The 21,130-nt window shown below is 58.6% G+C and carries 23 protein-coding genes, 1 other RNA gene and 1 riboswitch; of the genes, 12 read left to right on the forward strand and 12 right to left on the reverse strand.

The window, feature by feature from the left end; all coding sequences use genetic code 11:
• Position 1 precedes the first annotated feature (1 nt).
• Both ACR0ID_RS16480 and ACR0ID_RS16485 read right to left on the reverse strand, forming a co-directional pair.
• Positions 2-1,906 (reverse strand): extracellular solute-binding protein, encoded by a 1,905-nt coding sequence (locus ACR0ID_RS16480; RefSeq protein ID WP_480607081.1) that lies wholly within the window; start codon positions 1,904-1,906, stop codon positions 2-4.
• A gap of 170 nt (positions 1,907-2,076) precedes the next feature.
• The gene (locus ACR0ID_RS16485; RefSeq protein WP_209507801.1) at positions 2,077-2,589 is read right to left on the reverse strand and encodes a c-type cytochrome; all 513 of its coding nucleotides are present in this window, start codon (positions 2,587-2,589) and stop codon (positions 2,077-2,079) included.
• 120 nt (positions 2,590-2,709) lie between these two features.
• Here ACR0ID_RS16485 and ACR0ID_RS16490 point away from each other — a divergent pair, with 120 nt between their 5' ends.
• The gene (locus tag ACR0ID_RS16490) at positions 2,710-3,543 is read left to right on the forward strand and encodes a prephenate dehydratase (RefSeq protein WP_480495966.1); all 834 of its coding nucleotides are present in this window, start codon (positions 2,710-2,712) and stop codon (positions 3,541-3,543) included.
• A gap of 118 nt (positions 3,544-3,661) precedes the next feature.
• On the opposite strand, the gene ACR0ID_RS16495 is transcribed toward ACR0ID_RS16490, so the two are convergent.
• The 4 genes from ACR0ID_RS16495 to nudC are packed head-to-tail and all read right to left on the reverse strand — an operon-like array spanning position 3,662 to position 5,657.
• Positions 3,662-4,006 carry an N-acetyltransferase family protein gene (locus ACR0ID_RS16495; protein ID WP_480607116.1) on the reverse strand — a complete coding sequence of 115 codons (345 nt, stop codon included), beginning with the start codon at positions 4,004-4,006 and terminating at the stop codon, positions 3,662-3,664.
• Positions 4,007-4,048: 42 nt separating this feature from the next.
• Entirely contained in the window at positions 4,049-4,177 is a 129-nt protein-coding gene (locus ACR0ID_RS16500) for a hypothetical protein (protein WP_480607084.1), read from the reverse strand.
• Positions 4,167-4,634: an SRPBCC family protein gene (locus tag ACR0ID_RS16505; protein WP_480520938.1), complete on the reverse strand. Its 468-nt coding sequence runs from the start codon at positions 4,632-4,634 to the stop codon at positions 4,167-4,169. Before ACR0ID_RS16505 ends, ACR0ID_RS16500 begins: the two co-directional genes overlap by 11 nt.
• Positions 4,635-4,673: 39 nt before the next feature.
• On the reverse strand, positions 4,674-5,657 hold the full coding sequence (gene nudC / locus ACR0ID_RS16510) for an NAD(+) diphosphatase (RefSeq protein ID WP_480520940.1): 984 nt from the start codon (positions 5,655-5,657) through the stop codon (positions 4,674-4,676).
• A 183-nt stretch (positions 5,658-5,840) separates the two neighbouring features.
• Between nudC and ACR0ID_RS16515 the strand changes: the two genes are divergently transcribed.
• From ACR0ID_RS16515 to rsgA, 3 genes are all read left to right on the forward strand, one after another.
• Complete coding sequence (locus ACR0ID_RS16515; protein ID WP_480607088.1) at positions 5,841-7,709, forward strand: bifunctional 2',3'-cyclic-nucleotide 2'-phosphodiesterase/3'-nucleotidase; 1,869 nt, start codon at positions 5,841-5,843, stop codon at positions 7,707-7,709.
• Positions 7,710-7,748: 39 nt separating this feature from the next.
• Positions 7,749-7,847, forward strand: an RNA gene (gene ffs / locus ACR0ID_RS16520) — signal recognition particle sRNA small type.
• A gap of 158 nt (positions 7,848-8,005) precedes the next feature.
• On the forward strand, positions 8,006-9,034 hold the full coding sequence (gene rsgA, locus ACR0ID_RS16525) for a ribosome small subunit-dependent GTPase A (RefSeq protein ID WP_480520944.1): 1,029 nt from the start codon (positions 8,006-8,008) through the stop codon (positions 9,032-9,034).
• Between the two features lie 36 nt (positions 9,035-9,070).
• Here the strand turns inward: rsgA and ACR0ID_RS16530 are convergent, their stop codons facing one another.
• Positions 9,071-9,928 (reverse strand): alpha/beta hydrolase family protein, encoded by an 858-nt coding sequence (locus tag ACR0ID_RS16530; protein ID WP_480607091.1) that lies wholly within the window; start codon positions 9,926-9,928, stop codon positions 9,071-9,073.
• A 132-nt stretch (positions 9,929-10,060) separates the two neighbouring features.
• Positions 10,061-10,279, forward strand: a riboswitch (cobalamin riboswitch).
• 90 nt (positions 10,280-10,369) lie between these two features.
• On the opposite strand from ACR0ID_RS16530, the gene ACR0ID_RS16535 reads away from it, so the two are divergent.
• Positions 10,370-10,777 (forward strand): hypothetical protein, encoded by a 408-nt coding sequence (locus ACR0ID_RS16535; protein ID WP_480607094.1) that lies wholly within the window; start codon positions 10,370-10,372, stop codon positions 10,775-10,777.
• On the opposite strand, the gene ACR0ID_RS16540 is transcribed toward ACR0ID_RS16535, so the two are convergent.
• On the reverse strand, positions 10,769-11,281 hold the full coding sequence (locus ACR0ID_RS16540) for a protein-tyrosine phosphatase family protein (protein ID WP_480488864.1): 513 nt from the start codon (positions 11,279-11,281) through the stop codon (positions 10,769-10,771). The genes ACR0ID_RS16535 and ACR0ID_RS16540 overlap by 9 nt on opposite strands.
• Before the next feature lie 172 nt (positions 11,282-11,453).
• On the opposite strand from ACR0ID_RS16540, the gene ACR0ID_RS16545 reads away from it, so the two are divergent.
• The 3 genes from ACR0ID_RS16545 (at position 11,454) to recR (ending at position 14,415) form a co-directional block, all read left to right on the forward strand.
• The gene (locus ACR0ID_RS16545) at positions 11,454-13,217 is read left to right on the forward strand and encodes a DNA polymerase III subunit gamma/tau (protein WP_480607097.1); all 1,764 of its coding nucleotides are present in this window, start codon (positions 11,454-11,456) and stop codon (positions 13,215-13,217) included.
• A 189-nt stretch (positions 13,218-13,406) separates the two neighbouring features.
• Positions 13,407-13,760, forward strand: a complete 354-nt coding sequence (locus ACR0ID_RS16550; RefSeq protein WP_209507712.1) for a YbaB/EbfC family nucleoid-associated protein — start codon at positions 13,407-13,409, stop codon at positions 13,758-13,760.
• A 61-nt stretch (positions 13,761-13,821) separates the two neighbouring features.
• Positions 13,822-14,415, forward strand: a complete 594-nt coding sequence (recR, locus tag ACR0ID_RS16555) for a recombination mediator RecR (protein ID WP_480474099.1) — start codon at positions 13,822-13,824, stop codon at positions 14,413-14,415.
• Positions 14,416-14,474: 59 nt separating this feature from the next.
• On the opposite strand, the gene ACR0ID_RS16560 is transcribed toward recR, so the two are convergent.
• Positions 14,475-15,323, reverse strand: a complete 849-nt coding sequence (locus ACR0ID_RS16560; RefSeq protein ID WP_480607101.1) for a class I SAM-dependent methyltransferase — start codon at positions 15,321-15,323, stop codon at positions 14,475-14,477.
• A 161-nt stretch (positions 15,324-15,484) separates the two neighbouring features.
• Here ACR0ID_RS16560 and ACR0ID_RS16565 point away from each other — a divergent pair, with 161 nt between their 5' ends.
• Positions 15,485-15,982 carry a hypothetical protein gene (locus ACR0ID_RS16565; RefSeq protein WP_480607119.1) on the forward strand — a complete coding sequence of 166 codons (498 nt, stop codon included), beginning with the start codon at positions 15,485-15,487 and terminating at the stop codon, positions 15,980-15,982.
• Here ACR0ID_RS16565 and ACR0ID_RS16570 read toward each other — a convergent pair.
• A complete protein-coding gene (locus ACR0ID_RS16570) occupies positions 15,979-16,608 on the reverse strand; it encodes a ribonuclease T2 family protein (RefSeq protein WP_480607104.1) in 630 nt (209 codons plus the stop codon). The two genes, ACR0ID_RS16565 and ACR0ID_RS16570, sit on opposite strands and share 4 nt — an antisense overlap.
• A gap of 130 nt (positions 16,609-16,738) precedes the next feature.
• Between ACR0ID_RS16570 and ACR0ID_RS16575 the strand changes: the two genes are divergently transcribed.
• Positions 16,739-17,500 (forward strand): DUF1013 domain-containing protein, encoded by a 762-nt coding sequence (locus ACR0ID_RS16575; RefSeq protein WP_480474102.1) that lies wholly within the window; start codon positions 16,739-16,741, stop codon positions 17,498-17,500.
• Positions 17,501-17,551: 51 nt separating this feature from the next.
• A complete protein-coding gene (locus tag ACR0ID_RS16580) occupies positions 17,552-17,941 on the forward strand; it encodes a hypothetical protein (protein ID WP_267363610.1) in 390 nt (129 codons plus the stop codon).
• A 55-nt stretch (positions 17,942-17,996) separates the two neighbouring features.
• Here ACR0ID_RS16580 and ACR0ID_RS16585 read toward each other — a convergent pair whose 3' ends face one another.
• Together ACR0ID_RS16585 and ACR0ID_RS16590 are read right to left on the reverse strand one after the other, a co-directional pair.
• Positions 17,997-19,028 carry a permease gene (locus ACR0ID_RS16585; protein WP_480607107.1) on the reverse strand — a complete coding sequence of 344 codons (1,032 nt, stop codon included), beginning with the start codon at positions 19,026-19,028 and terminating at the stop codon, positions 17,997-17,999.
• Entirely contained in the window at positions 19,021-19,329 is a 309-nt protein-coding gene (locus tag ACR0ID_RS16590; RefSeq protein ID WP_480607110.1) for an ArsR/SmtB family transcription factor, read from the reverse strand. Before ACR0ID_RS16590 ends, ACR0ID_RS16585 begins: the two co-directional genes overlap by 8 nt.
• 133 nt (positions 19,330-19,462) lie before the next feature.
• Between ACR0ID_RS16590 and pdxR the strand changes: the two genes are divergently transcribed.
• Positions 19,463-20,923 (forward strand): MocR-like pyridoxine biosynthesis transcription factor PdxR, encoded by a 1,461-nt coding sequence (gene pdxR, locus ACR0ID_RS16595; RefSeq protein ID WP_480607113.1) that lies wholly within the window; start codon positions 19,463-19,465, stop codon positions 20,921-20,923.
• The last annotated feature ends 207 nt before the right edge of the window (positions 20,924-21,130 follow it).

The raw sequence follows: 21,130 nt of genomic DNA on the forward strand, positions 1-21,130 counted from the left end.
GTTATCGCAGCGCGCCTTTCGCTTTCAACGCAGCCTGTTTTTCCGGATTGATCCACCACAGATCAAGATAACCCAGCGAATAGGGCGGCAGGTTTTCCGGGTATTCGTACATATCGTAATATGCTGTCCAGTATTCTGCGATGTATCCCACGGGGATTACGAAAAACTCGTACCGCAAGGCGCGATCCAAAGCCATCAACGCCGTGTCCTGATCGGCCTGATTGTCAGTCTCAAAGGACGCTTCGATGATTGCGTCGACCAAGGGACTGGCCAGACCTGCCGGATTGAACAGGCTAAAAGCCGCTTCTTCCGATCCGTACATCTGGCTCAGACCGCCCCCGGTAGACAAAAACGACCCGTAGCGCGTGGAATAGACCATGTCATAATCCCGCTCGCGGCTGCGCAACGTGTATTGCGCCGGGTCAACTTTCTCGGTCGAGGCATCCACCCCGATGGATTGCAGGTTTTGGACATAGGTTTCGATCATCGTTGCGGTCGAGGTCGGCAGGTTTGAAGGATATGGAATATTCACCTTCAAAGTCTGCCCTTCGGTATTGCGGCGAATATTGCCTTCGCCGACGGACCAGCCTGCCTCGTCCAATAACCTGGCAGCTTTGCGAAGGTTTTGTCGGTCATTCAGGCGTGCAGGGTTTGATTCGTGCGCCACTACAGCGGGTTCCGTCAGGACATCTTCGGGAACGACGTCGCCCAACGCCTGCAGGAACGCCAGCTCAGCCCCTTCGGGCAGGCCTTGCGCCTCGATCGGGGTTCCTTGCGTGAAAGAATTCCGCGGCGTGTTCAGGCCGAACAACAATGACTCGTTCGTCCATTCGAAATTGAAGGCCAAGGCCAGGCCCTTGCGGACATTCTTGTCGGCGAATTGCGGTTTTCCAAGGTTGAAGACAAAGCCCGAAGGTGTCGGCGGGCTGCCATCTGCGATCTCATCCCGAATAACGGTGCCTTCATCCAGCTTCGGGAAATCATACCCGGTCGCCCAAAGCTTGGGATCACTTTCAATCCGAAATGTATATTCACCCGCCTTGAAACCTTCGAACGCTGCCGTCTGATCGGCGAAATACTCGACCCGAATTGTATCGAAGTTGTTGCGTCCGACATTGAAAGGCAGGTCCTTGCCCCAATAATCGTCCCGGCGTTTGTAAACGATGCGGCGATTGATGTCGTAGCTGTCGAGCTTGTAGGGGCCAGAGCCCACCGCCACTTCCAGCCGTGGTTCATCCAGGCGCCGTGTCTCATCTGCCTCGAACCATGCTTTTGAGAAAACAGGAGTTGAGCCGACGGTTTCGATCAGGCTGCGGCGAGTGACTTCGGGGTTGAAGGTAAATTTTACGGTATGGTCATCCAACGCCTCGGCTCCTGTCACCATACGGCCAACGGCCTGCGCGTAAGATGGCAGGCCCTGTTCGATGAACAAACGGTGGCTGTAGACAACATCTTCCGCCGTGACAGGCGTGCCATCCCAAAAAGTTGCTTCGGGACGCAAATGGAAAATGACGTAATTGCGCCCTTCGTCATATTCCAGACTTTCCGCAACTACGCCGTAATACTGCCCGACACTGTCTTCGGCACTTTCAAACAGACGGTCATATTGCAATGTGGTCAGCGCACCGGCGCGCCCTTTGCGTGAATAGGGGTTGAGGGAATCGAACGTTCCAGAGGCTGCCAGCGAAAGCTCGCCACCCTTGGGGGCGTCGGGATTCACATAATTCAGATGCGCATAGTCCGCCGGGTAATCCAGATTTCCGAAATACGAATACCCGTGGCTGCGGGTGACGCCTTCATCCAGCGCCTGTGCTGCATGCGGAGCAATCAGAGCGGCGCAGAGCCCCAAAATGCCAACCCATGGCCTTACCTCAAGATCACGTGCAGCAGGCATCAGGGATATCATATTGCTCATCCTCTCGGTCATTGTCACCGTCAATGTCGTAACCGCTAGCTAAAGTGCCAGCACGTGCAGATTCAAGTTTAGAATGCGTGAGCACTTTGTGAAGGTTTCTTCAGACAAAAAAGCCGCTGCGTTGCGGCAGCGGCTTTGAATGGTTCTGATCGGTCAGGCAATCAGTTGCCGATTGTCTGCAGATAGGCAATCACGTCGGCGCGATCCTGCGGCTTTTTCAGGCCGGCAAAGCTCATCGATGTGCCCGAGATATAGCTGCCGGGCTTGGTCAGGAAGGCATCCAGCGCTTCGGGTGTCCAGTTGCCGCCATGCGCCTGCATACCGGCCGAGTAACCGGTGAAGCCGTTGGCCGAGGCGACGGGGCGATTAACCACACCGTACAGGTAAGGGCCGGTGCCGTTTGCGCCGTCTTCCAGCTTGTGGCACGCGGTGCATTTGCGGAACACTTTTGCGCCGCTCTCGACGTCTGCGGCGGCCAGCAGGTCCTCAAAGACCACTTCTTCACCGTCGGCGCTTTCGCCCGAGCTTTCGGTTTCGATAATGTAGGCGGCCTCAGCCGAGCCATGGCCACCGGAAGAATAGAGGACATCCGCCCCCCACTTGGCCAGAAGCAGCACCAGGAATGTGCCGAACAGGCCTGCGGCGGCCTTGGTTACTGTCATCGTGTCGAACATTGATCGCGAGTCCATTTCAGCTGTCTGGGCAGCTGTCTAAGGCTTCCCCTTGCGAGAGGCAAGGTATAGACACCGCGACGAAACGACCAAATCGCGAACTTGTTGCATGGAATCGACCAAATGACCAATCGCATTGCCTTTCAGGGGGAACCCGGCGCCTACAGTCACGAGGCTTGCCGCAACGCTCGGCCAGATATGGAAGCCCTGCCCTGCCGCACTTTCGAGGATGTGATCGAATCGGTCCGCTCGGGTGCTGCGGATCTGGCAATGCTTCCGGTCGAGAACACGACCTATGGACGGGTGGCCGATATTCACCGGCTGTTACCTCACAGCGGGCTGCATATCATCGATGAGGCCTTTGTCCGTGTGCACATCAACCTTCTTGCCGTACCGGGTGCAAAACTGGAAGACATCACCGAGGCGCATTCGCATCTGGTACTGCTGCCGCAATGCGCGGGCTTTCTGAAGGAACACGGCATTCGCGGCCGCGTCAGCCCCGATAACGCCCGCGCCGCCCGCGAAGTGGCTGAGGAAGGCAATCCGCATTCAGCCGCGCTGGCCAGCGAGCTGGCCGCTGAGATCTATAACCTGAACGTTCTGGCCCGCCATATCGAGGATAATGACGACAACACGACCCGCTTTCTTGTCATGTCGCGCGAAACGGATTTGTCCCGCCGGGGCGATCATGGGATGATCACCAGCTTTGTGTTTCAGGTCCGCAACATCCCCGCCGCGCTTTACAAAGCGATGGGTGGGTTTGCCACCAATGGGATCAACATGACCAAGCTGGAAAGCTATATGGTCGACGGCTCCTTCACCGCGACGCAGTTTTACGCGGATATTGTCGGGCATCCCGAAGACCGCAACGTGCAGCTGGCCATGGACGAGCTTGAGCATTTCACGACCAATGTCGAGGTTCTGGGCGTCTATCCGGCAGCACATCCGCGCGGATAATCACGGTTCGCCATGGCATTCCTTTGAGCTTGTTTCGTTGTTGCCCGTTTTTTCGAAGCTGTTTGCAATGCCGGTGGCCCCCCATGTCTCGTGCCGCTGCGCCTGGAATCGTCGCTCTCTAGCGGTTAATCCGGTAGACCTTTGACACAGACCCATCTTGTGTGCGGTACGTCCGGAAACCCATGGCTTCGTAATAGGCCAGACCTTCAGTATTGCCTGCGCCAATTGTTGCATCGATAGCAGGGAGACCGCGCGCAAGGGCCGCGTCCAGAGTGTGCGCGAAAAGTGCGCGCCCGATCCCAAGCCGGGCGGCTGATGGTCGGATATGGGTTCCAATCACGCCCCACCCCACTGACACGCCGTAGGGGTTGTTTTCGACCGCATATTTCAGGGATTGGAACCCGAGCACGTGACCATTCGGGTCCGTGGCGATTGTACATCGTAATTGATCCGGGTGGCGAATATAGTGCCTTAGGGCAAAATCGACATCGTGGGCTTTGCGCCGCTAGCCAGCCAGGACCAGATCGTGAAGGACACCAGCGACCCCTTCGGCATCGGTTTCGGATGCGGGTTTAAAACTCAGGTGGTCCGATCCCTTCACACCTGCAGTGCGATCTTGTGTCTTACCCGCCATGCAGGTGCCTCTGCTCCAACTCGCGTGCGAATTCGCTGAGACGCACCTGAAACCGCTTGCGAAACCTCGACTGCCCCAGCTTCATGGATTGCAACAGCAACCGTGCCGGCAGGGACTTGGCGGCCAGGGACATCTCGATGCTCAGGCGTGTCCGGCGCGGGGACAGGGCCAGAAAATCCACGGTCGTGAACCCGGTAATGCCCTTGCTGGCAGCGTCAAATCGCATTTGCGAAGGCCTGTCGAAATCAGTCATAACCACTGACATCTGACGCGGCTTTCCGCGCAGTTTGAACTCCGTATTCCACTCGGTTCCGGCAGTCACCGCTGCGCCACCGCCCAAACGGCGCACATCGATGCCGCGGCGCATTGCCATACGCTCGAACCGTTCGAAATCCGACACCATGTCGAATACCGATTGGATGGGGGCTTCGATATCTTCGCGCGCTGAAAACTGCATACTGACCTTTGCTGTCGTAATTACTGAGCCAATGTTTCCTCAGTCCAGAGTATCTGCAAGCCAGTTCTGAAGCAGAAAATGAGCGACTGCCCCCTTGCGCGCTGGCAATAGCCTAGGATGATCGCCTGCAAAGGCCTGCATCATTTCGGATTTGCTGACCCACATCGCCTCTTCTATTTCGACCGGATCGATCACGATGTCGCGTGACAGTGCCTCACCTGCACACCCAAACATCAATGAGGCCGGAAACGGCCAGGGCTGGCTGGACAGGTACGAAACCGCACCCACCGGCACGCCCGCCTCTTCCATCACTTCGCGGCGCACTGCTGCCTCAAGCGTTTCGCCGGGCTCAACAAATCCCGCCAGCAAGGAGAACATCCCGTCAGGCCAGCCCGGAGACCGGCCCATCAGCACGCTGTCACCATGCGTGATCAACATGATCACAACCGGATCGGTGCGCGGAAAGTGCTGCCCGCCACAGGACGGGCAACTGCGCTGCCATCCCCCTTGCGACACCTCGCTGGCGGCACCGCATCGTGCGCAATAGCGATGTGTTTCATGCCAGCCGATTATTGCCTTAGACGTGGCCGCCAGTTCCGCGTCGCGTGCCGACAGCCGTGTCATGATCCGGCGCAGTTCGGCAAACACGTGGCCTTGCGGTAAATCCGGGTGTTGTTGTTCGGACTTGTCCACGAAGGCGCCCAGACTGGTCAGATCCAGCCCCTCGGCTGCCCATGCGGAAATATCAACGGCAAACACGGGGGCGCTGTCAGCGCTCAGACCCAAAAACACCGGGGATTCAATGACGCCGCCGGGACCATTGCTGATCAGCGGGTGCGTCATCGGGATCATGGCAAGCTGGTCCAGCCCCTCACCCTGTACCAGCAGCTTTCCACGCCACAGCAAGACACACCGCGCGGCCGGGTCGCGCATCGCCTCGGCCAGCTTGTTCGCATCTCCGCGATACTGCGCCGCCCGATCAAGGCCCGACCCCCCGAAGGTTACGTGCTCTGCGTTTTTCATTGGATTTCCTTTTGATCTTGCGCACAGGGCTGCCACGTCTCGGCCCGTGTTGCAATGGCTATTCAGGGACGGAAAATCCACCACCCTGCCGCTGAAAAGCCGCATGGTGGCCTCGGAAAAATCATCTAGAGTGAATTTTGATGGATTTAATCAATACCCACATTCAATAGCAGAATACTCAAAGTGAAGATCCCCTTCTCGACGCAGGTACAGCCCATTGGTGACAGTGGGAAAATTCGCATTCTGGCCACAACTGACCTGCATATGAACCTGACCGGTTTTGACTATTACACCGACACGCCAGACCAGACGATTGGATTGACGCGCACCGCCAGCCTGATCCACGCAGCCCGACAAGAGGCCAAGGACGCGCTGGTGCTGATGTTTGACAACGGGGATTCGTTGCAGGGAACCCCAATGGGCGATTGGGCCGCCAAAAGTGGCACTGCCCATCCGATGATGACGGCGTTCGAAGCCCTGGATTATGACGTGATCGGGCTGGGCAACCATGATTTTGGGTTCGGGCTGGCGACATTGGGCAACATCCTGACGCAAGCCCCCTGCCCAGTTATTTGCAGCAACCTGCATCGCACGCGCGGACCTCAGCCCTGGCAGCGGCACATGGTTCTGGACCGCACCGTGTCTTTGAACGGAGAAGACATTCCCGTTCGCATCGGCATCTTCTCGGTTCTTCCGCCGCAAACGACCTGTTGGGAGGCGCATAATCTGGATGGCGGTATCGTCGTCGAGGATATCCTGCTTGCGGCTAAATCCCTGACGCAGACATTGCGCAACGAGGGTTGTGATATCATCGTGGCGCTTGCCCATTCCGGCCTTGGGGGCAGCGAGCCGGTAGCCGGGATGGAAAACGCCGTGATCCCTCTGGCCGCGATCAAAGGCATCGATGCCATTGTGGCCGGGCACACCCACCTGACACTTCCAGGAGAGAGCCACGCCAATACCCCGATGGTCGATCACCTGACGGGGCTGGTACATGGAACGCCCATTGTCATGCCGGGATCAGCGGGCTCTTACCTGGGGGTTATCGATTTGGCCGTGACCGCCGGGCTGGACGGCAAAGTGCGAATCCGGGATAGCCGCGTCGAACTGCGCCCGGTTATCAGCAACGGCACAGCCGTCGGGGAAGACCGTGAAATTGCGGGCCTGTGTGAGGTGGCGCATCGCATGACCCGTCAATCCGTTGCGGCACCGGTGGCACATATCCCGGATACATTGCACAGCTATTTCAGTTGCTGTGCGCCGGATCGCGGGCTGACCCTTGTAGCTGCGGCGCAAGCCGCCGCACTGCGCCCGCTTTTGCAGGGAACAGACCTGGCGGATATGCCGATTCTGTCGGTTGTTTCGCCTGCCAAATCCGGCGGGCGCTCAGGCCCCCGCCATTATACCGAGGTACCCGCCGGAGAAATATGTTTGCGTCATGTCGCGGATCTGCATGTGTTTCCCAACGAGCTGCGCGCAATCCGGATCAGCGGTGCGCATCTGCTGGACTGGTTGGAGATGTCGGCCAGCGTATTCAACCAGTTAAAGCCCGGTTCCGAGCCCGAACTGATCAACCCTAAACGGGCCGGGTACAATTTCGACATCGTGTTTGGACTGTCTTATCAGATCGACCCTACTCAGCCGCCTCGATACGATGCGCAGGGGAAAATGATCCATCCAGACCACAGGCGGATCAGCGATCTGACATATGCAGGCCGCCCCGTACGACCGGAGCAGATGTTCGTTATGGCGCTGAACAATTGCCGCGCCAGCGGAGGCGGGCATTTCCCGCATGCGACAACGTCTGAGTTCATCAGCCTGCCACCGCTGAGCATCAAGGACCTTGTGCGGGATTACCTGGCGCAGCACCTTCCGCCCGATCCGATCGTCACGCAGCCCTACCCGTTCTCGCTGATGCCGCAGCGGGGCGTGACAACAATTCTTCGAACAGGTCCGGGCGCCCCGAAATATTTGGATGAGTTGCGCAGGTTCGATCCCGTGTTGCTGGGCTCGGATGGCAGGGGATTTGAACGCATCCGCCTGACGCTCTGACGGGTTGTCTTTTCCCGTTGCCTTCCCTATATCCGGACTCGAGAGGTTGGCGCGGGCGAGCGCCTCGCCAACCTGGTCAGGTCCGGAAGGAAGCAGCCACAACGAGCCCCGCTTGGGTCGATGTCCAACCTCTCACTTCGTGAACCACAGCCACAGGAGGGCTTGATGATTGTAGTGAAAACCCTTCGGGCAGACTGGTTCTGATTCACCGGAATCACCGGACTGCCTGAACACACGACCTGCGGATGCGCGCATGCCATCCGTTGGCATTGCTGTTTCTGAAAACAGGCAGATAAATGTCTTATACGCTTTCGGACCTGGGATGGTCCTCTTACTTTGCCGCGCAGCATGCGGTTTTTCCTTCTGACACGCCCTTTCGTATCGCATCGGTACATCGGGACCGTCTGATCGGGCTGAGCCCGGATGGTGATATCCCTTTGCTGACACCGGATAATCCGACCGGTTCATATGCCGTTGGGGATTGGGTCCTTGCCGACGCCGAAAACCGCGTGCGTCACATTCTGGACCGGCGCAGCCTGCTGCAACGCAGGGCTGCCGGTACAGGTGCCGCAACACAACTGATAGCAGCCAATGTCGATGTGTTGTTCATCGTCAGCTCGTGCAACGCCGATTTCAACCTGCCCCGGCTGGAACGTTATCTGGCGCTGGCACATCAGGCCGGATGTTATCCTGTCGTTGTCCTGACGAAAGCTGACCAGTCGGATGACCCCGGCAGTTTCTCGGGACAAGTGCAATCTCTGGACCCTTTTTTGTCGGTACTGGCGATCAATGCGCTGGACCCGGCAGATATCGAAAAGGTTCTGGCATGGTGCCCCAAAGGCCAGACCGGCGCGCTGGTCGGGTCGTCGGGCGTGGGTAAAACGACGCTCAGCAACGCCATGACGGATCAAAACCTCGCCACCTCTGGAATTCGCGAAGACGACGCACGGGGCAGGCACACGACAACGGTGCGCGCGTTGCACCGGATGGGTAACGGTGGCTGGCTGATTGACACGCCGGGAATGCGCGCATTGCGTTTGTTGGACGCTCAGGACGGGATCGACAACGTGTTCTCGGACATCACAGAGCTTGGCCAAAGCTGCCGCTTTTCGGATTGTCAGCACGAGACCGAGCCCGGCTGTGCCGTGCAGAACGCAATAGGCAAGGGCGTTCTTGATCCGGCGCGGCTGGACCGTTGGCGCAAGCTGCGGCGCGAAGATCAGCGAAACTCGGAAACCGTTGCGCAATCGCGGGCGCGGGACAAGGCGTTCGGCAAGATGGTCCGCGGTGTCATGCAGGACAAGAAGCTTCGCAAACGGCCATAGCTGCAAGGTGTTATGGAAAACCTGCGTCGCGTCTGATCAGGCGATCAGGCGCGGCCAGACCGCTGCATTGCGCCGGGCAAATGCGCCTATGTGACCAATCTCCGGCAGCCCAAATTCGGCAGGCTTCAGAAGGTGGCGTCTGGCCCCGGGGCCATACAGATCGGCAAGGCGCCAAACCGCCTCGGGCGGAACCATCTGGTCGTCTTCGAACGTGAACAGATCCACAGCTGTTCCAGAACTGCCCCAATGCGCATCAGGCAAATTCTGCCCGATCTCGGGAACGTAGCTAAGAGGAGCTGTGCACCATTTGCGCCATTGCCAGTAGACCGAGGCGGGCAGGTCCGAGCCAAACCCGATTGCTTTGCCAGGCAGATAGCCAAGCGCCCGCACCATCAGCGGTGCATGGCCATACCAGAACAGCCCCGCCAGCCCCCGATAGGGCCATGGGTGATCTTTCAAAGTCACCAGCCCCGAACACACACCGATCATTCGGTCGATCTGGTCGATATCCGGCTGCACCGGCCCCAGCATCGCACCGACGGAATGGCCGATGGTCCACTGCTGCGCCATTTGAAACCGCCGGCGCATTTCGGCCCGTGCCGCTGGCATGTCGATCAACGCCCAATCCGCCATTGTTGCAGTTGCGTCTTTCAGGCGGCCAACCAAAGAAAGCCCGTAGTCCCGATAGTCATAGGTCAGGCAAGCTATCCCCCGCTCGGTAGCCAGCCATCGCGCGAAGTGTTGATAATAGTCACGCGGCACACCCGTGGCACTGTTAAGTACGACAACGGTTTCCGGCTCACCCACTGGCCGGTACAGCCGCGCCGACAAGGTCACGGACCCTGACGGAAAGCGGAAATCTTCGATCAACACCGTCTGTTCCGTATCCAACATGATCCCCGGCTTTCGCTGAAACAATGGTTTGCCTGCCTTCGATGCCGACGAAACTAAGCCGGAACGTAAACCGCATCCAGCATGACCAAACGTCCGGCCTAAAGATCGGCTTGACTCGGAACGCGATCAGGCGCTAGCGGTTGTGTGATGGTTTCCGGCCCCCACAAGAGGTCGGGATGAAAAGGGAACACGGTGCGGTTTGTCTGGTCACACAGATATCAACCAAGTCCGCGACTGCCCCCGCAACTGTAAGCGGTAAGCAATGCCGAAATACCACTGGCCCACGGGCTGGGAAGGTCGGCAGAGCAATGACCCGCAAGTCAGGAGACCTGCCATCGGAACTGAAACCGAAACTCGGGCGGGGTGTCCGGGCAGGTCCTGACAGCGAGATGCTGTCCCACCTGCCCCAATATCCAGCCCACCACGCGCGGAGGGCGCAGGATGATCTGGAAGACAAAGTCACACGAATACAGCGCAACTGTGTGCCAGCGGACGGGCAATACCTGCCCGGCTTTGGCGCGACTGGCCCGCTCGATTTCCGAAGCCATGGCGCAGGCGGTTTCGGCCACCAGCGAAGATTTCGAATTTGAAGGCAACAGCGCGCTGTCACATTGCGCGGAAGGGTGCATGGCAACGATCCGAGCGCGATCCGACAGCGTTCGCGTTTTCTGCGGGGCGCACCCTGATACGGCAATTCGGGACCTTGATGCCTATGCCGATTTGATCTTCGGACCTACATTCGGCACGCTGCCCTCGGGCATTGTCGCGAACCCGCCTTGCGCCATGATCGAGGTTTCAACGATCCGGCCCCGGAAAACCGGCTACGCACCCCAGCAGCTGTCAGCTTGATCCCACTTCCACCTGTGCCGGGGTGATCCGGGACGCCCAGGCCAGCTGCGCATCGGTTTCGACAGCGCAGGGGCGCACGGCCCGCAGGCGGTCCAGTGCGTCGCTGGCGCGTTCACCGCATTCAACCATCAGTCGCAGAACAATCATCCCGGATCTGCCGCACCCCCCACGGCAATGCACAAGAACCCGGCCACCGCCCGACAGCGCATGTCGGGCCGTGGCGCTGACCTCTGGCCAGGCCTTCTGAACCGCCTGCGTCGGTGCTCCAAAATCTTCGATCGGCAGGTGAACCCACCGGCTGGCACGGCTTTGGATGTCGCTGCCAAAGTGCTGCGCGCCATCCTGAAGCATTTCAACATCCGTCGTCATTGAAATCACAAGGCCCGGTTTCCAAGCCGCAATCATATCCAGATCGCCGACGTAATCCCCGCCACGCCCGGGCATTGAAGTAAGGGCAAGCGTTCCGCCTCCGACCTGCAGAGCAAAAATGACCAGCTGCGACATGAAGTGCGTCCTCCCCCAAGGTACTCTTTAAGAAATGAGTCATTAAATCCGCTGGACCAGTTTAGTTGGAAACCAGCCCGTTTCTGAAACAAAAAATCATCACGCCCCACAGTGGACGCGGAGTGCCGCCGCCACTACGCTGTGCCGAAGCACCGAATCCGAGCGAGAAGACATGACAGACACGCCAAGCCCCGCCTATCAGGTTCTCGCCCGCAAATACCGCCCGGAAACCTTTGCCGACCTGGTGGGTCAAGATGCTATGGTGCGCACCCTAAAAAACGCCTTCGAGGCCGACCGGATTGCGCAGGCCTTTATCATGACCGGCATTCGCGGAACGGGAAAAACCACCACGGCGCGGATCATCGCCAAAGGCATGAACTGCATCGGACCGGATGGAACCGGAGGACCGACAACCGAGCCTTGCGGTCAGTGCGAGCATTGCGTCGCAATCATGGAAGGTCGCCATGTCGATGTGATGGAAATGGATGCGGCCAGCCGTACCGGCGTCAACGATATCCGCGAGATCATCGACAGTGTCCGCTATCGCGCCGCCAGTGCACGCTACAAGATCTACATCATCGACGAGGTTCACATGCTCTCGACCAGCGCATTCAACGCGCTGCTCAAGACGCTCGAGGAACCGCCCGCACATGTGAAATTCATCTTCGCGACCACCGAGATTCGCAAAGTGCCGGTCACGGTTCTGTCGCGGTGTCAGCGCTTTGACCTGCGCCGGATCGAGCCCGAAGACATGATCGGCCTGCTGCGCAAGATCGCCGGGGCCGAGAGCGCGCAGATCGCCGACGATGCGCTGGCGTTGATCACCCGCGCCGCAGAAGGATCGGCCCGCGACGCGACCTCATTGCTGGATCAGGCAATCTCGCACGGGGCCGGAGAGACGACGGCAGATCAGGTCCGTGCGATGCTGGGTCTGGCCGATCGTGGACGGGTTCTGGACCTGATGGACATGATCCTGCGCGGTGACGCGGCAGGGGCGCTCACTGAACTGAGCGGTCAATATGCGGAAGGCGCAGACCCTCTGGCCGTGCTGCGCGATCTGGCCGAAATCACGCATTGGGTGTCCGTCGTAAAGATCACACCTGACGCGGCCCAGGACCCGACGGTTTCCCCCGACGAACGCACACGGGGCCAGCACATGGCCGAGGCCTTGCCAATGCGGGTTCTGACCCGGATGTGGCAAATGCTGCTGAAGGCGCTGGAGGAAGTCTCTGCCGCGCCCAACGCGATGATGGCCGCCGAAATGGCTGTTATCCGACTGACGCATGTCGCCGATTTGCCCAGCCCCGAAGAGCTGATCAAACGGCTGCAAGACGCCCCACCTTCGCCACCCGGCGGGCCGGGCGGGGGCATGTCACCGTCCCGGCAGGCCCCGGTGGCAACGCAATCCAACGCGACCCCGCCGCCTGCCTATGCATCGCCCCCGCGCGGCGCGGGTGGCGCACCGGTTGCCGCGCTGGCGCAGGATGCCCAGACGGCCCTGGCCCGCTATCCAACCTTCGGGCATGTGGTGGAACTGATCCGCACAAACCGCGATGTGAAACTGCTTGTCGAGGTGGAAAGCGGCGTGCGCCTTGTGTCGTACCAGCCTGGCCGGATCGAATTCACCCCGACGCCTCAGGCACCGTCGGATCTGGCGTCGCGATTGGGCTCTGCCCTGCAACGCTGGACTGGCAATCGGTGGGCCGTCTCCATTGTCTCGGACGGGGATGCGGCGACCATCGCGGAAGTGCGGGACCGGGCCGAACTGGCCCTGAAAGCCGAGGCCGAAGAGCACCCGCTGGTTCAGGCCGTTCTGGCGCAATTCCCCAAGGCGAGGATCATAAGGATCGAAACACCTGAACAGCGCGCCGCCAAGGTTGAGACCGAGGCCCTTCCCGAAGTCGAAGATGAATGGGACCCCTTCGAAGAGGATTAGCCCTAAGCTTGTGGGTCCAAGTTTCAGGAAACCGGCATACTCACCCCCTTTCACGATGAAACTGAGGGAGGGAATGCGGGCGCATAAATGATCGGCCGGCGACGCTCTGATCTGGACAGGCGGGAGACCTCTTGTGCCGCCTGCCTGCGGTCCGTATTTAGAACCAAACAGAAACACAGGAGACGACTGATGCTGAAAGGACTCGGCGGGCTTGGCGGACTGGGCGACATGGCCAAGATGATGAAATCCGCACAAGACCTGCAAACCAAGATGACCGAGATGCAGGAAGAGCTGAACAACATGATGGTTGTCGGCGAATCCGGTGCGGGGCTGGTCAAGGCAACGGCCACAGCCAAGGGTGAACTCAAAGGGCTGGACATCGATCCGTCGATCTTCAACGGCGACGACAAGGAAGTGGTCGAAGACCTGATCCTGGCCGCCATCAAGGACGCTCAGGCCAAAGCTGCCGAACGTTCACAGGAAGAGATGGGCAAGCTGACCGAAAGCATGGGCCTGCCGAAGGACATCAAGCTACCGTTCTGAGCTTCATCTTTTCCCAAATACTCCCGCCGGAGGCTCCCTCCGGTGCAAAGCAGGGCAGGCCATGGGCACGAACAGCGAAATCGACAATCTGATCGACCTGATGGCCAAATTGCCGGGGCTTGGCCCGCGCTCGGCCCGCCGTGCGGTGCTGCATCTGATCCGCAAACGCGCTCTGCTTCTGACGCCCCTGTCAGACGCCATGCAGCAAGTGGCCATCACCGCCCGCGAATGCCTGAATTGCGGCAACGTGGGCACCACCGATATCTGCGATATCTGCAATAGCGAGGCCCGAGCGAACGGCGAACTCTGCGTGGTTGAGGACGTCGCCGACCTCTGGGCGATGGAGCGGTCAGGGGTCTTCAAAGGCCGCTATCACGTGCTGGGTGGCACACTGTCTGCACTGGACGGCATCGGCCCGGACGAGCTGCGTATTCCCCGCCTCAGGGATCGGGTTCTGGCCGAAGGGATCACCGAAGTGATCCTTGCCCTGAACGCCACTGTCGACGGCCAGACCACCGCCCATTACATCGCGGACCAGCTGGAAGGTCAGGTGCGCCTGACCTCACTGGCGCAAGGCGTGCCCATCGGCGGAGAGTTGGATTATCTGGATGATGGGACGATTACGGCGGCGCTCAGGGCGCGCAAGGAAATGTAGCCTAACGAAGGATGATATACCAGCTGCACGAGTCTGTCACCTGGCTGTCATTTGTAAGCTTATTCAGGGTTAACTGCTTCAAAAAAGTTTAACTTTGCGGGAATACCAACGCCCTCCGGATTCTCGAATACCCTGAATTTTTCCATAACGGCTTCTTGTATTGCCGCGACATCCGCATCCGTTCCACAATACTTTTTTAGAATTCGCGCTGCTGGTCCTATGTTGGAAGCCAAATCAGAAACTTTCTTGAGCGGTCCTTGATGTTTTAGTGTGATCGCCGAAACCTCTCCTTTCACATTTCTGAACCCTGCTTTTTTCAACACATCGACAACGTAGTCGATATCCTGAAAACCCAGAGGTCCCGGTGCGTTGGGATCAGCAGGATCAGGTGGCCCCAAACGTGAAACTGCCGCGTTGCATGGAGCATCGAACCAAGGGTTTATTGCCATTGGAGCCCAAGCCGCTGCAATCAAACGCCCCTGTGCCCGCATGTGTTTTCGTATATTGGCAAACGCAGCGTTCGGATCGGAAAAGAACATGACGCCAAAGCGCGAAATCACAAGATCGAATGGCGCGCTTGGGATCGCACCTTGTTGCGCGTCCATCAAAAAATACCTTGATTTTACGGGAAGCTTACCAGCTTTCTCTTGAGCGTGCTCCAACAGCGGTTTGGAAATATCCAACGCCGTCAGTGTTCCATTTGGGGTCAGCTTTTTCGCAAAAGCACGGCTCGTGGCACCGGTTCCGCAACCAACATCAAGTACATCCGCATCATGGATATCACCCGCTCGCCGGATGAGTTCTTGGTCCACCGCTTCAAAAACAGCGTCCAGTTCTTCTTCGAACCTGATCCACTGAAGTCCCGGAGCTGAACTCCAGTAATCCGCCTGCGCTTTGTTGGCAGTCATAGCGTTTCTCACATTCTTGAACGCAATCACTGTAGCATAGTTGCCGCTCAAAACTGTCGTACTTTGAAACTGCTGAAGCATCTGGACCAGGTTTCAGAGAATACTGTTTGCCTGAAACAGAGTTACAGTTAGATACAGCCAACCACATTTTTTAGATGGGAGTGCTTAACTTGACCCGCCTTCTCGCCTTTACCTTCGCCGCCTTCACCGCAACCGCTGCCCTGTCGCAGGAACTGGTCGACAAGGGCTTTGTCGAAGGCTGGAACATCATGATGGACCCCGCGCTTGGGAACGGGTGTCTGATCCAGACGGTCTATCAGGACCTCTCGGTCGTGCGGCTGGGCTATGACGCATTGGATAATCGCGGGTACTTCGCCGTTTACAACAAGGCCTGGGGCAATATTGAACAGGGTAAAAGCTATCCCATCCGGTTCGAACTGGACGGCAAGAGCTTTGATGCCACCGCTATCGGGTTCAATGAACGCAAAGTGCCCGGTGCGACGGTTTTTTTCACCGACCGGAATTTCGTCACCGCGATTGCCCAGAACAAGACGATGACGGTTTACAATCCCGCAGGCGAGGTGGTGATGGCGATTGATCTGAAAGGCACCGCCAAGGCGCTGGACTATGCGCGGGACTGCCAGAACAAAAAACTTTAACGAATCGGATCGAACAGCGCGTCCTTGGCGGTGCAGTCGCGGATCACATCGCGGCCGCATGGCACCGGATCAAGATCGCGCGACAGGCAGAGACGAACCTCTTCGATGTAGCCCTGTTTGCAGGTGACCGTGATCATATCGCGCTCAAACCCCGGATTGGCCTTCAAAAACGCATCCTCAACCACCGAAGCCGGCAGTTTGACGGATGCGTCCAGTTTGCGGAAGAGCTGCGGGCGTTCGACCGCATCATAGGCACGCCGGGACAGGGCGAAATAGTCGGGCGCAGATAGCCCCGAACAGGTGCCGTGTTTCTTCCACTGATGCCATGCAAGGCCAGCACTACCCTGAATATCTTCCATTTCCCGCGTCACGCGGCGCGATGGCGGCGCCTCGGGTGAGGGGCAGAAGGATGGCCAGCCCTGATCAAATTGCGGCCAGAGCCCGTGCAGGATCCATCCGTGGTCGTGTCGGTCGTCGCATTGGTCTGACCCGCGCGCGTCCCCTTCCCGGGCGCACCAATTGGGCGACCAGCTAAGCGACAAGACGTAATAGTCGAACTCACCCGCTTTTTCACCATCGGCCAGCGCTGCCATCGCGCTGAAAACCCACAATACGACCCAGCGCATTCGCCTCTTCCCTTCTTGCTGCGTGGCGACTATATACGGGCCAAGTTCCCCGACAACGGAAACCTGCCCCAAGACCAAGGGGCCGCCGAATTCCGGCGACGGGAAAGATGTATGTATAGGAGACGGGCTGATGGCAAAACCGCTTATGGCCAAGGCAACCGCCGTATGGCTGGTGGACAACACCACGATCAGCTTCAAGCAGATCGCGGATTTCGTAGGGATGCACGAACTGGAAGTGCAGGGCATCGCCGATGGTGATGTGGCCGCAGGCGTAAAGGGCTTTGACCCAATCGCAAACAACCAGCTGACCCAGGATGAGATCGACGCCGCGCAGAACAACCACCTGCACAAGCTGAAGCTCAAGTTCAACCCGGCGGCATCCGGCGAAGAAAAGCGCCGTGGCCCGCGTTATACCCCGCTGTCCAAGCGTCAGGACCGTCCGAACTCGATCCTGTGGCTGGTCAAGTTCCACCCCGAACTCAGCGACGGCCAGATCGCCAAGCTGGTCGGCACCACCAAGCCGACCATCCAGTCGATCCGCGAGCGCACGCACTGGAACATCTCGAACATGCAGCCGATCGACCCGGTTGCGTTGGGCCTGTGCAAACAGTCCGAACTGGATGCGATCGTGCAGAAGGCAGCTGCCAAGAAAGCGGCCGAAGGCGGCGTGATGAGCGATGACGAGCGTCGCAAGCTGGTTTCGACCGAGCAGTCGCTGGAAATGGACGCTGCGCCGAAAATCCCGACCGCGATCGAAGGTCTGGAAACCTTCTCGCTGTCCGATGATCGGTCGGATGACAAAGACGACGAGCCTATCATCGACGCCGACAGTTTCTTCAACCTGCCCAAAGGCGGGGCGGATGATGAAGACGAGGATGATCCTCGTTTGTAACAGACAATCAGCCCCGGTCGGAACGGCTGGGGCTTTTTTGACGGACTTGTCATGCTGAGCATTCTTTCCGCGATTTTCGGTCCGCACCGCGCCGTAACGATCTATGCCTTTCTCAGGACATGGGGGCTGGGTCTGGCGGGTGGTGTTGTCATGATCGCCATCGTCACCACCTTGTTTCTGCTGGGGGACGAAGGCGAACATGAGCACGAGGCTTTTTTGATCGTACCGGTTCTGTCCGCAACCCCGGTGAACGGGGACCTGAAGAACGGCGTCGTAGCCTCGGTTCGCCTGCCCGATGGATCGGCCACGTCGATCACGTCGACCGAATCGCAGATTTCACAAACCGTAGGAACGACGGCCTGCGTGGAAAAACGCATCTACGTGAAAAGCGGTGAAGCCCGGTATCGGTTCAAACTGCCCCGTCTCTGCGAGTCCGGTTGATCAAGATTCCAGACCAAACAAAGCCGCCTATGATGACGCCGGGCGGCTTTTTCGTTCATACGACCTGAAAGATGATACCTGCGATTATTGCGCCCCCCACGCCAAGGCTCAGGTAGGTGACAAACACGCGTGGTTTGACCAATGAACAGACTGCGGCCATCGCCGGAATGGAACTGACGGCACCCGCAACCATGAACGACATCGCAGCCCCTGCGGTCATGCCCTGTTCGATCAGACCTGCCAGCAGCGGCGGCGCGACATAGGAATTCAGATAGGCTGGCATCCCCACCAGTGCGGCAACGATGATCGGCAGCACGCCTTCTCCGCCAACGACGCCAGCGATGAGGTCCGCAGGCACATAGTTGACCAAAAGCGCCTCGAGCACATAGGCCAGTGCCAGCCACTTGAGCAGGAACAGCCCGTTGTGTACGAAATCCGAACGGAACCGAACCCGGCGTTCGGGCTCTTGCCAGAACTTCCAGACCGGCTTGTCATCCGCTTTCGGACCACATCCGCAGCACCCTGCAGGCTTGTATTCGCGCAAGGGCTGAGCAAATGCCCCCTGCTGCATCAGCAACCGAACCGCGAACCCGCCGAACAGGCCAAGCGCAACGGCTGCAACCGCTTTACCGATGGCAAAGGGCCATCCCAGCGCGGCTGCCGTAATCAAAAGCGTCGGCGGGTCGATCAATGGCGAGCTGAGCCAGAACGCCATCACGGCCGACAGGGGCGCTCCGAGTGCAAGCAAGCCCGCAATAAAGGGAATGACTTCGCAAGAACAAAATGGTGCGAGTCCGCCGAACAGGGCGGCCAGAAAGATCATCCGGGTCTCGCGCCCTTCAAAGGCGCGCGCCACCATCACCTCGGCCCCTGTCGCCTTGAGATATGACAACAGAAGCACGGCAAACAGGATGTATTGTCCAGTATGCGCCAAAGCCCTGACTGCAAAACTCACAACCTCACGCAGGTTGCCGGGGTCGAGAACGGCCACCACCACAAGAATGACGACGATCAATGCCCAGGGCGTCTTGATTATCTCAAGCGCACCTTTAGCGGTCAGTCGGGGGGATTGCGTCAATTCAGCCATCGTTGGCCACCTTTCCAAACGCGTCAGCGCAGCATTCGCTGAGAATGAACTGCGCCAGCGTCTTCAATTCGTCATAACAGGCCCGGTTGATCGTGGTGCGACCGATCTTTTCCTGCTCAACCACACCTCCGGCTGCAAGAAACCGCAGGTGGTGCGCCAAAGTCGACGGGGCAATCCCCGTCCGGTTCTGGATTTCGCCAACAGTCAGACCGGCCTCACCAGCCCGCACCAGTGTCTTGAGAACTTTCAGCCGGGCTTCCGAGCCCATGGCGGAAAATCCGGCAGCAGCAGTTTCCCACATGAATCGCCTCCATTAAACTAGTTTTCTAGTTTTCTAGTTTTTTAGAAAATCCTGGTCAACCCACCTTGGGAAAATTTTCCATGACGCTGTAAGTCCAGATTGCCCCCGCCTTAAGTCCAACCTATAAGCAGGCATGGGGATATCGGTCGAAACATTCTTTCTTGAGCTTAACGGTCAGGGCACGTTGCAGGCCCAGATCCAGCAGATGATTGCAGAGGGCATTCTGTCCGGTCGCTTTCATGTCGGGGAAAAACTGCCATCCTCGCGAAAGCTGGCCACACATCTGGGTGTCAGCCGCATCACGGTGACGCTGGCCTATACCGAGTTGCTGGCCAATGATTATCTGACGGCAAAGGGCCGGTCAGGATATTACGTCTCGCAAAACGCGCCGGTTCCGCCCAAATACTCGCCCGTGCAGCGCGGCACGGAATCTGTCGACTGGGACAAGGCACTGGCACGCCGCTTTGTGGACAGCGACGTCCTGCCGAAACCCAGCAACTGGCGCGAATACCGCTATCCGTTCATCTACGGTCAGGCCGACCGGACCCTGTTTGATCACGCCAACTGGAGATTGTGTGCGGTTCGCGCATTGGGGCATAAGGACTTCGATTCGCTGACAGGGGATTACGTGGATCAGGATGATCCGTTGTTGATCGAGTTCATCGCGCGCCACACCCTGCCGCGCCGTGGTATCGTTGCCCGCCCCGAAGAGATCTTGATCACCCTGGGCGCGCAGAACGCGCTTTGGCTGGCCTCTCGCATTTTGCTGACCCACAATCGCACGGCCGTAATCGAAGATCCCTGCTACTACGCGCTGCGAAGCCTTTTGAACCACTGGGACTGCGCTGTGACGCCCCTGAGCGTCGATCGCGACGGCTTGCCACCGGAGGCGATCCCCGACGAAGCGGATGTCATCTTTACCACCCCCAGCCATCAAAGCCCGACAACCGCGACGATGCCAGTCGACCGCCGCAACAAGCTACTGGATCGGGCACGCGATCTGGATGCAATGGTTGTCGAGGACGACTACGAATTCGAGATGGCCTTTCGCAGCGCACCTTCGCCTGCACTCAAGTCCATGGATCGGGATGGGCGCGTGATTTACGTGGGCAGTTTTTCCAAATCGCTGTTCCCGGGATTGCGGCTTGGATATATGGTCGGGTCCGAACCTTTCATCCGCGAAGCACGTGCGCTTCGCTCGTTGGTCCTGCGCCACCCTCCGGGTCATATTCAGCGCACGGCAGCGTATTTTCTGTCATTGGGCCATTACGACGCGCAGATCCGACGTATGTCGAAAGCCCTGCAAGAGCGGCGCGATGCGATGGACAAAGCCATCGAGGAAAGCGGGCTGACAGTGGCCGGGCGGGGTGTTATGGGCGGCTCATCAATGTGGATGTCGGCCCCTGAGCACGTCAACACAACGCAGCTTGCGCTCCGACTACAGAACCAGGGCGTTCATATCGAGCCGGGTGCTCCGTTTTTCTCGGGGCCCGACAGGCCGCAGAACTTCTACCGCCTCGGGTACTCTTCTATTTCGACCAACCGCATAGGCCCCGGCGTCGAACTTATCGCGGAAGCCATCCGGTCAGCCTGAGATCGCACTGGACATATTCCGCAGACGCGTCTGGCCCTAACGCAGGTCGCACCCTTACGCCAAAACCATATCAACCCCCGGGCCCCGGTGCCCGGTTTCCTCACTCTTGCTTGGAGAGCACCCCTATGAAGATGACGACGGAAGAGGCCTTTGTTAAGGTTTTGCAGATGCATGGAATTGAGCATGCGTTTGGGATCATTGGCTCGG

The sequence above is a fragment of the Ruegeria sp. AL2 genome (assembly GCF_056540845.1).